Consider the following 13,271-nt stretch of genomic DNA (forward strand, 5'->3'; position numbering starts at 1 on the left):
TAGATGGCTAAAATGTTTCAATGTGCGCTCACCCTATTTGAGGGCCAATGTAATTACCTACAGTGTAGACATTGGCCTAGGGCTGGAAGAGGTGCGTTATTCAGGTAATTGTATTGAGGAGAGCAAACTCCGATGACATGCAGTGAGGGGAATTAACGCCGAGAAACAATGACTATTTGCTCAGTCATTGTTTCGGGCGACTGGGTTGAATCCCAGCGACTGTCACCAATTGTATTGCTAATAAAATAAGCATACACATTAGTTTGGTGGAGAGCTTCTGGTCTTAAAATAATAAGGCCATAAGCCTTGTCATTTTTAAGTCCATTGCTCTTCGAATTTTAACTGTTCGAAGTTTGGGCTCCTTCCTTAACTCCGGACAAGATATAAGTTCGGTAGAGATGAAATCACAATACGATTTATCCAACTATCCCTTATGGACAGCTTTGGTTACGCCTTTCGACGACAATAACCAAGTTGACTATGACGTATTACGCACTTTAGTGTGCGAACAAGCACAAGCGAACAATGGCATTCTGCTCCTTGGTAGCACAGGTGAAGGTCTAGCGCTTACAACAGAAGAACATCAACACATCGTTGAGTATGTATGTAGCCTGAAGCTAGACGTGCCCTTGATGGTCGCTGTCGGTGGTGCTAATTTGCAAGAACAAATCGCGTGGGTTGAATTTTGTAACACTCAGCCAATCCATGCCTTTTTACTCGGCTCTCCACTTTATGCAAAGCCAGGTATCGTCGGACAAACTCACTGGTTTGATACATTACTGAGCACTGCTAAATTACCTTGTATGCTCTATAACGTCCCTGGTCGCAGTGCCGTGGCGATTGACCCTCAAGTACTCCAAAACCTAGCGCAGCACACCAACTTGTGGGCACTCAAAGAAGCCAGTGGTGACATTGCAGTATTTGAAGCATTCCGTAAAGCCGCACCACAATTAGCTATTTATAGTGGTGATGATGGCTTAATGCCTTATTTTGCACAGGCGGGCGCAACGGGTCTTGTTTCTGTCGCTGCCAATGCATGGCCACAACAAACCGCTGAGTTTGTGCGCCGCTCACTGGCTGGTACTTTCCCAAATCTATTTACCACTTGGACCGATGCGGTTAATAGCCTATTTGCAGCCGCTAACCCCATACCAGTTAAAGTATTGATGCATGCACAAGGCAAACTTAACACCCCGAATTTACGTCCCCCTTTAACGCACTTGGAGCTGCCTTGTACTCAGGCAATTAACAGTGCAAACACCACAATTTTATCTTGGAATTAAGGCAGTTATTATGAGCTGGTTAGAACTACTAAACAATTTAGAAAATGGCACAGTGCGTGCTGCAACACAAGATGAGCAAGGCAACTGGCATGCTAACATCGAAGTAAAACAAGGGATCTTAGAAGCCTTTAAAAATGGTAATAATACCGAATTCCCAGGTGGCTTTGTAGATAAGCACAACCTTGCACCACAGGGGTTTGCAGCTGACGCTGGTGTGCGCATGGTGCCAGGCGGCAGCAGTGTTCGTCGCGGCGCACACGTTGCTTCTGGTACTATTATCATGCCACCAGCTTATGTGAATATCGGTGCTTACATTGGTGAAGGGACTATGGTCGATAGCCATGCATTGGTTGGTTCATGTGCACAAGTTGGTAAAAATGTTCACTTAAGTGCCGCAGTGCAACTAGGTGGCGTACTTGAACCAATTGGCGCAAGCCCAGTTGTTATTGAAGACGATGCATTCATCGGTGCTGGGTGTGTTATCGTTGAAGGCGTTGTTGTTAAAAAAGGGGCTGTACTTGCACCTGGCGTGCGTTTATCAGCAACTATTCCTGTCTATGACTGTATCAACGAACGTCAGTTAGACAAAGGTGAAGCCATTCCAGAAAATGCCATTGTTATTCCTGGTTCTCGCCCTTCATCAAGTGAATGGGGCCGTGAACAAGGCTTAAGCATGTCATGTGCGCTTATCGTAAAATATCGCGATGAACAAAGTGATGCATCTTTAGAATTAGAAGAGGTATTACGATAATGTCTTTTTTGAGCACACCATTGCGTCAAACCATTACTAAGTTAACCGAACAAGAGCATACACCGTTCTATATTTATGACTTAGATGGCTTACTGTCACACCTAAAGCCCCTAACAGAACAATCTGTTGTAAAATTATGGTATGCAGTTAAAGCGAATCCTTTATCGAAGGTGATCCAAACCTTAGATAAAGCAGGGTTTGATTTCGATGTGGCCAGTAGCGGTGAACTTGATCAGGTTTTACGTCAAGACATCGATGCAAGCCGAGTGCTCAATACTGGCCCTGCCAAATCAAAAAGGCAGATCCAGCACTTTTTGTCACAAGGGGTACGTACCTTTGTGGCAGAAAGCCACAATCAAGTTCAGTGGCTGAATGAAGCAGCAACAGAGCACAATATTCAACTGCGCATTTTACTTAGAGTGCAACTGCGGTGGCCTGAAGGTGATAAAAACCCACTCGGTGGTGACAGTTTAACGCCGTTTGGTTTAGGTACAGAACAATGGCAATCACTTCAATTAGATAATTATCCAGCACTCAATTTTGTTGGCCTGCATATTTTCCAGTGGGGCAACATGTTGAGTACAGACAAGCTAGCCCAACTGTGGGCACAAATGGTGCCGCCACTTAAAGCACTGGCAGAAAACCTAGGCTTTAAATTAGAGATATTAGACTTAGGCGGTGGCTTAGGGATCCCTTACTCTAAGCATGACGACCAATTGACTTGGTCAGCATTAATCGATGCACTTGCACAAATTAAAGCGTCAGCCGGTGTCACAGAGTTATGGATGGAGCTTGGACGATATGCCGTCGGTGAGTTTGGTCATTATGCCAACCCTGTTGTAGAACAAAAACAGAATTATGGGGCACATCAACTGATTGTGGCTGGTGGTATTAATCATCTACTTCGTCCAGCAGTAACCAATCAAGCTTTTCCGTGCGAATTACTGCGCAGCTCAAACGCTACAACACGTAATTACCTGATCCACGGGCCACTGTGCACAGCATTAGACCATTTAGGCCAACACCCCTTACCTCAAGACATCAACGAAAATGATTGGTTGGTATTTAGTCAATGTGGCGCCTACGGCTTTACCGAAAGCATGCCATACTTTTTATGTCATGAATTACCTGCGGAATATGTGATTGAACACGGTAGCGTCAGTCAAGTTAGAGCCATGCAGCATGCCAGTGATTATTTAAGATAGAGTATCCGATATGAATAAAATTACCCATGAAGACATTCAAGTTGGTGAAATAGCAAATGGCCTACCGTTAACCATTCCTGTCTATCGTTTAAAAGGCAATGGCACCGGTCCACGCGTTTACATTCAAGCCAATATGCACGGTGCAGAGGTACAGGGCAACGCCGTTATTTATCAGTTACTCGAACTGTTGCAACAACAAACTTTAGCCAGTGATATTACATTAGTGCCTTACGCCAACCCAATTGGGTGTAATCAAAAGTCAGGGGAATTTACACTAGGCCGTTTTGACCCAATTACAGGCACTAATTGGAATAGAATGTACCAAAGTCATCTATCATTAGTTGATAGCTTTGTGGCGGAACACCTCGATAGTCCTTTAACTGAAATCAAAGAGCAATTCTCCGCTGCTTTGGTACAAGCAACTCAGACCCTACTTGATGGACCAGCCTATAGCATCAATACAGGTAAACGCATTGCTTTAAATCTACAACGCTTGGCTCATGAAGCCGACATTGTACTGGACTTACACACTGGGCCAATTTCATCAAAACACTTATATTGCCCTGAATATGCAAAGGCAAGCGCCAGCTACTTTAATATTCCACATGTACTGCTCATTCCCAATGAGTTTGATGGGGCACTCGATGAAGCGTGTTTTTGTCCTTGGTGGGCATTAAGTAACGCTTATAAAAAGCAAGGACGAGATATTCCCGTGCTAGTAGAAGCGTTCACTGTTGAACTCGGCTCACAAGAAAAAATAGACTTAACCGAAGCCAAAGCAGATGCTGAAAGTCTACTTAGTTACTTAACACATAAAGAAGTATTACTGGATTCACCGTTTAAGCCGCAAGCAATCACACGCTATGGCTGCATGCTGCAAGATTACCTAGCCTATTACGCCCCAATGGGAGGCATGGTTGAGTACACAGCGGCACTTGGCAGCCATGTAAAAGCCGGTGAGAGCATTGCGCATATATTGCGAATGGAGCGTTATTTATCAGAGCAACCGCTGCACACGATCACGCTTGACCAAGATGCCATTGCAATCTTGCATTTTGCTTCCGCTAGCGTCAACCAAGGCACAGAGTTGTATAAATTCTTTACCAACTATTTTGAGCTGTAATTAATCAACATATTGCGTGAGAGTAAGCAAACTGAACTTTGCTTACTAAGGAATGGCGGCTCTGTCGCCACCCTTTTTTATAATAAATTAGCATCAATATCCTTTACTCCACGGCTGCCACTTTTCATTTATTCATCCTCATTTAACACAAAGCTGTGTATACTTATCGCTTCAATAATACTCAATGAAACAACATACTATGGAACTGCGTTCACTTGTTTTTGGCACTTTACTTTCAGGGCTTTCATTCACTGCGTTTGCCGAAACGCCAAACACTCAGGATGAAATTGATCTCGTTAAGCAATGTATACTCAATGAAATTATTGGCGGTGATAAAAATCAAACAGTCGAACAATTAAGAGCTCGCTGCGCGAAGCTTGACGCAGCCAAACAGCTCAGCTCTTTAGATAAGCGTGTTGCGCGTGAGCGAGTTAGTGAAAAAAACCGCAATGTACTGACTCCGCATCATCGTAACTATATATTACCGGTTTCTTATATTAGTAGTCCGAATAACCGCCCCTTCGATGGCCTAAAAGACATTGACCAAGAAGCCGGTGAGCCATTAGATAACTTTGAAGTTAAATACCAGCTTTCACTCAAAGTCCCCATTTACAATAACTTCTCCGATAGCGACCAAGCCATCTATATGGGTTTCACTTTGCAATCTTATTGGCAGTTTTATAACAAAGATATTTCTTCACCTTTTCGTGAAACAAATTATGAGCCCGAATTATTCTGGATAAATTTTTTAGATGACGAGAATGTACTGTGGGGCGACGAAATGGCCGTGGTACTGGGTATTTCGCATCAATCAAATGGTAGAAGCCAACCAAACTCTCGCTCTTGGAATCGCCTATATGCCAATTTCATATGGGAAAATAATGGCTTTGTGTTTAGTTTTAAACCTTGGTATCGACTTCCTGAAGATGATAAGCCGACACCTTTAGATGCAAAAGGTGACGATAACCCCGATATTCACAAATACATGGGTTACTTTGAATTCAGTGGCGTATACCGTTATGAAGAGCATGAATTTGGTTTTATGACTCGAAATAACCTCAATAGTGATAACCGAGGAGCGATACAGTTAGATTGGTCATTCCCTATCTGGGGTAGACTGCGTGGCTACGCGCAATACTTTAATGGCTACGGTGAAAGCCTGATTGACTATAACGCAGACATTCAACGATTTGGGGTGGGTATACTGCTTACCGATATTTTATAAATACCACGCTCTACCCTGAAAATAGACCCACGATATAAAAAAGCGCCCTGTTTATGGCGCTTCTTATTGTCATTACTCGTCTTCAGATAGGCTTTTTTTATCTCGCCTTTGATAAAATATTGCAGCAAGTAAATAACCAACACATACATACATGTTCAATATAGGAATACAGGATGAAATTATTGCGGGCTTTTTCCTGAAACCCTTTAACTTCGCAATCAATAAATTAAACGGCAGCGCTATTATTATGGATACTATGCCGCCTAGTAGTATCGGCGGTAGTTCTCCTGTCCTGAATAGTTCTAAAAATTCCATGTCTCACCTTTGTATATTATTCTGGAGAAATGGGCACTATGGTCACACTTCCACCGCCACTACCGCCCATCCAACCTTCGCTATACACCACCGTAACTGCAATACCGTATTCAGCAGCCTTATCTAAAAAGCGCTCTAAAGCCGCACTACTGCTAAATGTATACTGGCCTTGAATCGATGCACCAGCATCGGGGATTCTATTGCCATTGGCATCCCGCGCGCTGTTAGCTTTATAATTCAATTTTAAAACAGCACTTCCCAATGTTGAAGCTGTCATTAACAAGATCGATCCATCTTCAAACTTAAACCTCAGTTCAAGACCGTTTAACGGACCAATAAACGAGCCCCCAACAATTGAGGTAAGATTTGCTGACCAATACGTAAGTGGATAAGCAGATTGATACCAGCTATCTAACTTGTCGTGGTTACTAAAATTTTGCGACAAACTCCATGCACTCCCGAATCCTGAAGAAGACGGTACAGGCACAGTGGTCGATGCTTCTATACTATTAAAATAAACATGCGCTTGATTCACTCTGTTCTGCAAATCTGAAGAAGTTGCTGTATATCGACCGGTAACCACAGTGACCAGTTCTCCGCGACGATCTAACTCTGGTCTAGACGTCACCCTAAACGACTTAACTAGGCCATTTTTAATACTAATAACATGCACATTATACTCAGAGCTAACACTGTCATACTCAGTCATCTCTTTCACTTTACTCACCGCTTTGGTGTGCATTTGCAATGCCGAAGAGCATGGATTACAAGTCACATTTATCGCAGCTTTGCTATCGTGGGTAAATAAAAAAAGTAAAAAACAAAATGTAATAATGAGAAGTTTGCTATGTTTCATTTTCTAATGTCCTTATAGGTAATTTCAGTTATCCATTAACTGACAATTTACAAGCTAGACCAAGAGCTGATATTAAGCAATTATTTAGTAGGTAATAATACGAAAGAAATAGTATTTAAGTTTTATTTTTAAATCGATGTGTTATTTAAGGATGCGCGCTATCCTGTTCTTAACATGCAAATTATGAACAACGAGTGCGCGCAGTATCGTTCTATGTAAAAGGCGATGAACTTTAGTGCATCACCTTTTAAATTAATTGAGATCACCAAATATTATTTAAGTTGCTGTGTTAACCAGTACAAATCTGAGTGAATACCTGCAGCAGTGACTTCTTTACCCGCACCTGGACCTTGAATAACCAGCGGGTTTTGCTCATACCACACACTTTTTATCACAAAAATATTATCACCCGGAGTTAAATTCGCAATCGCCGAGCCAGCCTCAGCAAAAGCAATGCCCACTTTTGCCGTGACCTTGCCACTGTCGCTAAGGCTTAGTTGCCCAGTGTAACGCAGCGCTTTACCTTCATCAGCGGCTTGTTGGTATTTCGCAGCGTAAAATGTGTCTAATTCATCACGTTTCGCTAAAAAATCATCCCAACTACCTTCAGCTAAATGCACCGGCATTAAAGGCTCTAATGCAATATCATCAACATCAAGTTCTAACCCTAAATCACGCGCCAATATGAGCAACTTTCGCTGCATATCTCTACCTGATAAGTCTTCTCTAGGGTCTGGTTCGGTATACCCCATCTCTTGTGCAGCTAGCACTAAGTCAGAAAACTTTTGATCTGCAGTAAAACTGCTACATAACCATGAGAGAGTACCTGAAAATACCCCTTCAATTGACGTGATCACATCACCGCTATTTTGTAAATCAGCCAAGGCAAAGTTGATAGGCAAACCAGCACCAACACTGGTGTTATAACGCCAATGTAAATTACGCTCACGTTGCTGCTCTCGTAATGATTGATACCAACCTCTGTCGGCAGTACCGGCGTATTTATTGGCGCTTATCAAATGACAATCACTGGCCACAAAATCAGGGTACAGCAAGCTAAATGTTTCACTGGCAGTGATATCAATCACCACCTTATGTTCATAATCTAATTCTGCAATATGTTCGACAAGCGACTTACTGTCGTAACTCTGCGCTTCATTTTTCCATTGCGTTTGCCATGTCGACAACTCGATACCACTCGGTGAAAACACCATTTCCTTTGAGCGCAATAGCCCTACAACTTTTAAGTCAAATTGCGACTGTAAGCGCGCAATTTGTTGCTGGCATTGCTGTAAAAACACATCACCGACATTACCCAATCCCGCAATAATAACAGCCAGCTCTCTGCCTTTATTTATCAATTTATCATGTAAGATAGCCAGAAAGTCGCTATCTAACGCCTGATCAGTTAAGAATAAAGCGTATTCACTGTCTTGATGAACGAAGCGAACAACCACTTCGCGATCACTGAATAGTTGCTCTGCTTGCTGTTTAAGCCCAGAAAGCTCTGAGGAAGGTGCAACCAATGCACACCCTTGCAAATTACTTTCTACAATATTAATACGCCCAGCAAGCTGCTGAGCAACAATATGGGTATATGGAGCAGGCAATAGCAAATACGCTTCACCATTTACAGTAAAATGATGAATGCTATGTTGAATAAGCTGGCTCAACGTACGCACTTCGCCCTTTGCCAAATTTTCAACCCGAACCAAGTCTAGGTTTTCAAAGGTAGTAATAAAGCGCTTTGCTTTACTGTAACCTTCTTTGACAATTTCTGTTGGAGTCGCATCAAGTTCATAACTGCTGCGCACTTGTAATTTTATGTTGCTGCCTTTTAAAGGAGAGAGTGTTTTGGCATGCAAAACGGGATTACCAAGTCTTGCCAATAAATTAGCTTGAGCACGACATACCTTAGGGTATTTCAGCGCATTACTCACTTTACGTGGATCAGTGCTATATACGCCCTGCGTATCGGTCCAAATTGATACCGCGCTGGCATCAATATAGCTGGCGAGCAACGTGGCACTATAATCACTGCCGTTACGACCCAATGTTACGGTATTTTTATCGCAATCTTGCGCAATAAACCCGGTAACCACATAGACCACCGCATCTTGCAGCTGGGCGTAACATGCAGCTTTATTCTGTTGATGCAGCAGCTGTGCATCATGCAACGTAAACAGTTGCCGCGCATCAATGCTACGTGCGGCCACCTTAAGTTCGTTTAAATAATTCGCTAATAAGCGAGCCGACCATAACTCACCATGGGCAAGTAAAGGCGCCTCTTGTAATTCTGATTGTTGAGCTAGTTTAGTAATGGCCACTAACTCAGCGTCTAGCTGCCCTTTGAGTGCTCGGTGCACATCGCCAGAGAACAACTCGTCAACCAGCTCGCACTGGTGCTTTTCCAACTGAATCAATACATCTGAAAAAGCTTGTTGATCTTGCTGCTGATAGCTTTGCCAAAGTTTAACTAAGGTATTAGTGGTTTTACCCGCCGCAGAGACTACGACACAATCACCACTTTTACAGTGCCCAAGGATTATTTGAGCAACGGCTTGATAGCGTGACGCAGAGCTTAAGCTTGAGCCACCGAATTTATGTACTACTCTTGTCATTTTTCTACCACAAAACCGTATGAGCCGGTGTTAATTTAAAAGTTTTTGCCTCATCAGATCCTTTGCTTTGACCTGGTGTAGTGCGTTTAAACGCTTGCTCTAGATCAGCCACCAAATCATCTAATTCTTCAATACCCACAGAAATTCGGATCAGCGTATCACCTACGCCTGCTTCAAGACGCGCTGTCGCATCCATACCCGCATGCGTCATGGTTGCCGGATGACAAATTAAGCTCTCTACGCCACCCAGTGATTCCGCCAATGAAAACTCTTTTAATGAAGTCAAAAATGCAGCTGAGTCACTTAAGCCGCCTTTTATGTCAAAGCTCACCATGCCGCCAAAACCAGCTTGCTGCTTTTTGGCTAATTCATGTTGTGGGTGAGACTCTAAGCCTGGGTAATACACCTGACTCACATAGTCCGATTGCTCCAAATACTTGGCAATCGCCAAGGCATTTTCTTGATGCTGCTTTAAACGTACATTCAGCGTTCGTAAGCCACGAAGTGTTAAATAGCTATCAAAGGGTGCGCCGGTGATACCAATGTTGTTTGCCCACCATGCTAGCTCCTCACCCAGTTCCGCAGTGCGTGCGATCACGGCACCACCAACCACGTCTGAGTGACCATTAATATATTTAGTGGTTGAGTGAACCACTATATCTACACCAAACTTAATCGGATTTTGTAATGCAGGTGATAAAAAGGTGTTATCTGCAGCCACTAATGCACCTGCTTGCTTAGCGGTTTTTACCACAGCTTCTATATCTGTCAGGCGAAGAATTGGGTTACTCGGTGTCTCAATCCATACAACTTTAGGCTTGATCTCTAAAATTTGCTGATAACTGTCTGGCTTTGTTAAGTCGAGTACCACTAGGTTTAATAAGCCACGCTTTTGTAATGATGTGAATAAACGATAACTGCCGCCATAACAGTCGTGGGGGATCACCAACGTATCATCGCTATTTAATAGTTGCGTCACTAAGTGAACAGCAGACATGCCCGTTGCGGTAATAATGCCTCTCTCACCGCCTTCTAGCTGAGCTAATGTTTCAGCTAAAATATCTCGATTAGGGTTACCACTGCGGCCATAATCGTAGTCTCGTTTGGTATCAAAATCTGCAAATGAGTACGTAGTTGAAAGGTACAATGGCGGTACGACCGCACCATGGTGCTTGTCTGCTTCTATGCCATGGCGTACTGCGATGGTTGATTTATTACGTTCACTCATATCATCACCTAGATAGTTGGATGTTTAGACGTCTAAAAGGTTAGATTAATAAATACTAGAAGTCAAAACATTTATACTGCTAAATGGCTATTTACTTAGTATTTGACTATCTTGTTTAAACCGATAAAATTTCGCCACTTCAAAAAAATGGTCGCGAGTACGATTGAATAAAATACTTACTATGGCAAGTAAAGGGGCTTTTGCCTAGACCATCGTAAACAATGTCATATAATGGCAGCAGTAAGTAAATAGTTCCGTCGGATAGGCACTACACAATAAAGGCAACAACAACATTATGGCTAAATGGAATGGTGAATATATTCACCCGTATGCAGAACACGGCAAAAAATCTGAACAAGTAAAAAAGATAACGGTATCTATACCGTTAAACGTATTAAAAGTATTAACTGACGAGCGCACGCGCCGACAAGTTAATAATTTACGTCATGCAACAAACAGTGAATTACTGTGTGAAGCATTTTTACACGCGTTTACAGGTCAACCGTTACCCAATGACGAAGACTTACGTAAAGATAATCCAGAAAAAGTGCCAGAAGAAGTACGTCAAATTATGGAATCAATGGGGTTAGAAGTGCCGACCATTGACGAAGAATAGCCAATATGAAGCCCCGTCGTGGGCTTCCTCTTCTCGTTTTTATACTCTTTGACATCCTTTAGCTTACCACCCGAAATAACCGTATCACCGCACTAATCGAACCCATTGTCCTCATTCTTAATTACACTATACGCTTATTAATTCAATACAATTGTTATTACACATCACTTTACATCCAAAAACCTATGTTCATCGACCAAATATGACAAAACACGTTGCCTAAAACCCGCTCTGTAAACCGTATAACAGCGCAAGTTTATAAATAGCAGAGTAAAATAGAAGTGGTGTAATTAGACTGTGTGGGTATCGTGAAATAGTGCAATACAATGGCTATCACTAAGCAATGTCAGCATGCTGAGGTCAGTAAGAACATAGATGAATTTATATGGACCTACAAAAACAAAAGCCCCAACCAAAGGCCGGGGCTTTCAAAGACAAATCTTAAATTAGTTTAAAACTAAAATTAAGCTTGCTTAGGACGTGCAATAACGTCTACTAAAGTCCAAGATTTATTCTTAGAGATAGGAGCACATTCACGAATAGTAACTGTGTCGCCTGCTTTAGCTGTATTGCTCTCGTCATGTACGTGCAACTTAGTTGTACGCTTGATGTATTTACCGTAGATCGGGTGCTTAACCTGACGTTCGATACCTACAACAATAGACTTTTCCATCTTATCGCTGATCACACGACCTTGAAGAGTACGGATTTTATCAGTCATTATGCACCTGCCTTCTGGTTGATAACCGTTTTAACACGCGCAATACTGCGACGTACTTTTCTTAACTCGTGAGTCTGAGCTAGCTGACCAGTGCTTGTTTGCATGCGCAGGTTAAACTGCTCACGAAGAAGCTCAAGAAGTTCAGCATTAAGCTCTTCAACGCTTTTGTCTTTAAGTTCGCTAGCTTTCATCACATTACCGTCCGAGTTACAAATGTTGTTTTGAAAGGTAATTTACGAGCTGCAAGGTTGAATGCTTCACGAGCAAGCTCTTCTGGCACACCTTCCATCTCATAAAGTACTTTGCCTGGCTGGATTTCTGCAACCCAGTACTCAACAGAGCCTTTACCTTTACCCATACGAACTTCAAGCGGTTTGTTTGTGATTGGCTTGTCTGGGAACACACGGATCCAGATTTTACCTTGACGCTTTACGTGACGTGTCATAGCACGACGAGCTGCTTCAATTTGACGTGCAGTCATACGACCACGGCCAGTTGCTTTCAAACCGAAAGAACCGAAGCTTACTTTGTTTCCGCTTGTAGCAAGACCGCGGTTGCGACCTTTATGCATTTTACGGAATTTTGTACGTTTTGGCTGTAACATTAATCGCTACCCCTTACTTAGCACTTTTTTTGGCTTTCTTCGGTGCACGTTTAGCTGGCTTCTCTTGCTCTTGAACTAGTGGTAAACCACCAATTACTTCGCCTTTGAAGATCCAAACTTTAACACCGATGATGCCGTAAGTGGTTAAAGCTTCAGAAGTTGCGTAGTCGATATCAGCACGTAGAGTATGTAGAGGTACACGACCTTCACGATACCATTCAGAACGTGCGATTTCAGCGCCGCCTAGACGACCACTTACTTCAACTTTGATACCTTTAGCACCAATGCGCATTGCGTTTTGTACCGAGCGCTTCATAGCACGACGGAACATAACACGACGCTCTAACTGAGATGCAATACCGTCAGCAACTAATTGTGCGTCAAGTTCAGGCTTACGTACTTCAGAAATGTTGATCTGAGCAGGTACACCAGCAATCTTAGTTACAGCTTGACGAAGTTTTTCAACATCTTCGCCTTTCTTACCGATAACAACACCAGGACGAGCTGTGTGAATTGTTACACGGATTGACTTAGCTGGACGCTCGATAACGATTTTAGACACAGAAGCCGCTTTCAATTCCTTAGTAAGGAATGTACGTACTTTGTGATCGCCAAAAAGCTGCCCAGAGAAATCTTTTGTACTCGCGTACCAGGTAGAAACCCAAGGTTTAGAGATACCTAGGCGAATACCAGTAGGATGAACTTTTTGTCCCATTACTTATA

14 protein-coding genes and 1 riboswitch are annotated in these 13,271 nt (G+C 42.7%); of the genes, 6 read left to right on the forward strand and 8 right to left on the reverse strand.

What is annotated here, in order from left to right; genetic code table 11:
* Nucleotides 1-78 precede the first annotated feature (78 nt).
* Nucleotides 79-285, forward strand: a riboswitch (Lysine riboswitch).
* Between the two features lie 113 nt (nucleotides 286-398).
* The 5 genes from dapA (at nucleotide 399) to PCIT_RS15790 (ending at nucleotide 5,587) form a co-directional block, all read left to right on the forward strand.
* Complete coding sequence (gene dapA / locus PCIT_RS15770) at nucleotides 399-1,283, forward strand: 4-hydroxy-tetrahydrodipicolinate synthase (RefSeq protein ID WP_010367058.1); 885 nt, start codon at nucleotides 399-401, stop codon at nucleotides 1,281-1,283.
* Nucleotides 1,284-1,293: 10 nt separating this feature from the next.
* The gene (locus tag PCIT_RS15775; protein ID WP_010367060.1) at nucleotides 1,294-2,034 is read left to right on the forward strand and encodes a 2,3,4,5-tetrahydropyridine-2,6-dicarboxylate N-succinyltransferase; all 741 of its coding nucleotides are present in this window, start codon (nucleotides 1,294-1,296) and stop codon (nucleotides 2,032-2,034) included.
* On the forward strand, nucleotides 2,034-3,239 hold the full coding sequence (locus PCIT_RS15780) for a PLP-dependent decarboxylase (RefSeq protein WP_010367062.1): 1,206 nt from the start codon (nucleotides 2,034-2,036) through the stop codon (nucleotides 3,237-3,239). Before PCIT_RS15775 ends, PCIT_RS15780 begins: the two co-directional genes overlap by 1 nt.
* A 10-nt stretch (nucleotides 3,240-3,249) precedes the next feature.
* Nucleotides 3,250-4,362 carry a succinylglutamate desuccinylase/aspartoacylase family protein gene (locus tag PCIT_RS15785; RefSeq protein WP_010367064.1) on the forward strand — a complete coding sequence of 371 codons (1,113 nt, stop codon included), beginning with the start codon at nucleotides 3,250-3,252 and terminating at the stop codon, nucleotides 4,360-4,362.
* 199 nt (nucleotides 4,363-4,561) lie between these two features.
* Entirely contained in the window at nucleotides 4,562-5,587 is a 1,026-nt protein-coding gene (locus PCIT_RS15790) for a phospholipase A (protein WP_010367066.1), read from the forward strand.
* 72 nt (nucleotides 5,588-5,659) lie between these two features.
* Here PCIT_RS15790 and PCIT_RS23150 read toward each other — a convergent pair whose 3' ends face one another.
* From PCIT_RS23150 to metB, 4 genes are all read right to left on the reverse strand, one after another.
* Nucleotides 5,660-5,902, reverse strand: coding sequence for a hypothetical protein (locus tag PCIT_RS23150; RefSeq protein ID WP_010367068.1), 243 nt, complete (start codon nucleotides 5,900-5,902; stop codon nucleotides 5,660-5,662).
* A gap of 16 nt (nucleotides 5,903-5,918) precedes the next feature.
* Nucleotides 5,919-6,758 (reverse strand): hypothetical protein, encoded by an 840-nt coding sequence (locus PCIT_RS15795; RefSeq protein ID WP_010367070.1) that lies wholly within the window; start codon nucleotides 6,756-6,758, stop codon nucleotides 5,919-5,921.
* Nucleotides 6,759-7,030: 272 nt separating this feature from the next.
* Nucleotides 7,031-9,379, reverse strand: a complete 2,349-nt coding sequence (metL, locus tag PCIT_RS15800; RefSeq protein WP_010367072.1) for a bifunctional aspartate kinase/homoserine dehydrogenase II — start codon at nucleotides 9,377-9,379, stop codon at nucleotides 7,031-7,033.
* 4 nt (nucleotides 9,380-9,383) lie between these two features.
* Nucleotides 9,384-10,607, reverse strand: coding sequence for a cystathionine gamma-synthase (gene metB / locus PCIT_RS15805; RefSeq protein ID WP_010367073.1), 1,224 nt, complete (start codon nucleotides 10,605-10,607; stop codon nucleotides 9,384-9,386).
* A gap of 295 nt (nucleotides 10,608-10,902) precedes the next feature.
* On the opposite strand from metB, the gene metJ reads away from it, so the two are divergent.
* Nucleotides 10,903-11,223, forward strand: coding sequence for a met regulon transcriptional regulator MetJ (gene metJ / locus PCIT_RS15810; RefSeq protein WP_010367074.1), 321 nt, complete (start codon nucleotides 10,903-10,905; stop codon nucleotides 11,221-11,223).
* A gap of 463 nt (nucleotides 11,224-11,686) precedes the next feature.
* Here the strand turns inward: metJ and rpsQ are convergent, their stop codons facing one another.
* From rpsQ to rpsC, 4 genes are read right to left on the reverse strand one after another with little or no spacing between them, the layout of a single operon-like run.
* On the reverse strand, nucleotides 11,687-11,944 hold the full coding sequence (gene rpsQ, locus PCIT_RS15815) for a 30S ribosomal protein S17 (RefSeq protein ID WP_010367075.1): 258 nt from the start codon (nucleotides 11,942-11,944) through the stop codon (nucleotides 11,687-11,689).
* Nucleotides 11,944-12,135, reverse strand: coding sequence for a 50S ribosomal protein L29 (gene rpmC / locus PCIT_RS15820; protein ID WP_010367076.1), 192 nt, complete (start codon nucleotides 12,133-12,135; stop codon nucleotides 11,944-11,946). The genes rpsQ and rpmC overlap by 1 nt, the downstream gene beginning before the upstream one ends.
* The gene (rplP, locus tag PCIT_RS15825) at nucleotides 12,135-12,548 is read right to left on the reverse strand and encodes a 50S ribosomal protein L16 (RefSeq protein WP_010367077.1); all 414 of its coding nucleotides are present in this window, start codon (nucleotides 12,546-12,548) and stop codon (nucleotides 12,135-12,137) included. The genes rpmC and rplP overlap by 1 nt, the downstream gene beginning before the upstream one ends.
* A gap of 13 nt (nucleotides 12,549-12,561) precedes the next feature.
* A complete protein-coding gene (gene rpsC / locus PCIT_RS15830) occupies nucleotides 12,562-13,263 on the reverse strand; it encodes a 30S ribosomal protein S3 (protein ID WP_010367078.1) in 702 nt (233 codons plus the stop codon).
* Nucleotides 13,264-13,271 lie beyond the last annotated feature (8 nt).

The sequence above is a fragment of the Pseudoalteromonas citrea genome, assembly GCF_000238375.3.
GTDB classification, from domain to species: domain Bacteria; phylum Pseudomonadota; class Gammaproteobacteria; order Enterobacterales; family Alteromonadaceae; genus Pseudoalteromonas; species Pseudoalteromonas citrea.

What these genes read in the sequence shown, in the direction of transcription:
- rpsQ (WP_010367075.1), bottom strand. Translation starts at nt 11,944, where the DNA reads ATGACTGATAAAATCCGTACTCTTCAAGGTCGTGTGATCAGCGATAAG.
- metJ (WP_010367074.1), top strand. Translation starts at nt 10,903, where the DNA reads ATGGCTAAATGGAATGGTGAATATATTCACCCGTATGCAGAACACGGC.
- PCIT_RS15785 (WP_010367064.1), top strand. Translation starts at nt 3,250, where the DNA reads ATGAATAAAATTACCCATGAAGACATTCAAGTTGGTGAAATAGCAAAT.
- rpmC (WP_010367076.1), bottom strand. Translation starts at nt 12,135, where the DNA reads ATGAAAGCTAGCGAACTTAAAGACAAAAGCGTTGAAGAGCTTAATGCT.
- dapA (WP_010367058.1), top strand. Translation starts at nt 399, where the DNA reads ATGAAATCACAATACGATTTATCCAACTATCCCTTATGGACAGCTTTG.
- rpsC (WP_010367078.1), bottom strand. Translation starts at nt 13,263, where the DNA reads ATGGGACAAAAAGTTCATCCTACTGGTATTCGCCTAGGTATCTCTAAA.
- rplP (WP_010367077.1), bottom strand. Translation starts at nt 12,548, where the DNA reads ATGTTACAGCCAAAACGTACAAAATTCCGTAAAATGCATAAAGGTCGC.
- metB (WP_010367073.1), bottom strand. Translation starts at nt 10,607, where the DNA reads ATGAGTGAACGTAATAAATCAACCATCGCAGTACGCCATGGCATAGAA.
- PCIT_RS15790 (WP_010367066.1), top strand. Translation starts at nt 4,562, where the DNA reads ATGGAACTGCGTTCACTTGTTTTTGGCACTTTACTTTCAGGGCTTTCA.
- PCIT_RS23150 (WP_010367068.1), bottom strand. Translation starts at nt 5,902, where the DNA reads ATGGAATTTTTAGAACTATTCAGGACAGGAGAACTACCGCCGATACTA.
- PCIT_RS15780 (WP_010367062.1), top strand. Translation starts at nt 2,034, where the DNA reads ATGTCTTTTTTGAGCACACCATTGCGTCAAACCATTACTAAGTTAACC.
- PCIT_RS15775 (WP_010367060.1), top strand. Translation starts at nt 1,294, where the DNA reads ATGAGCTGGTTAGAACTACTAAACAATTTAGAAAATGGCACAGTGCGT.
- metL (WP_010367072.1), bottom strand. Translation starts at nt 9,379, where the DNA reads ATGACAAGAGTAGTACATAAATTCGGTGGCTCAAGCTTAAGCTCTGCG.
- PCIT_RS15795 (WP_010367070.1), bottom strand. Translation starts at nt 6,758, where the DNA reads ATGAAACATAGCAAACTTCTCATTATTACATTTTGTTTTTTACTTTTT.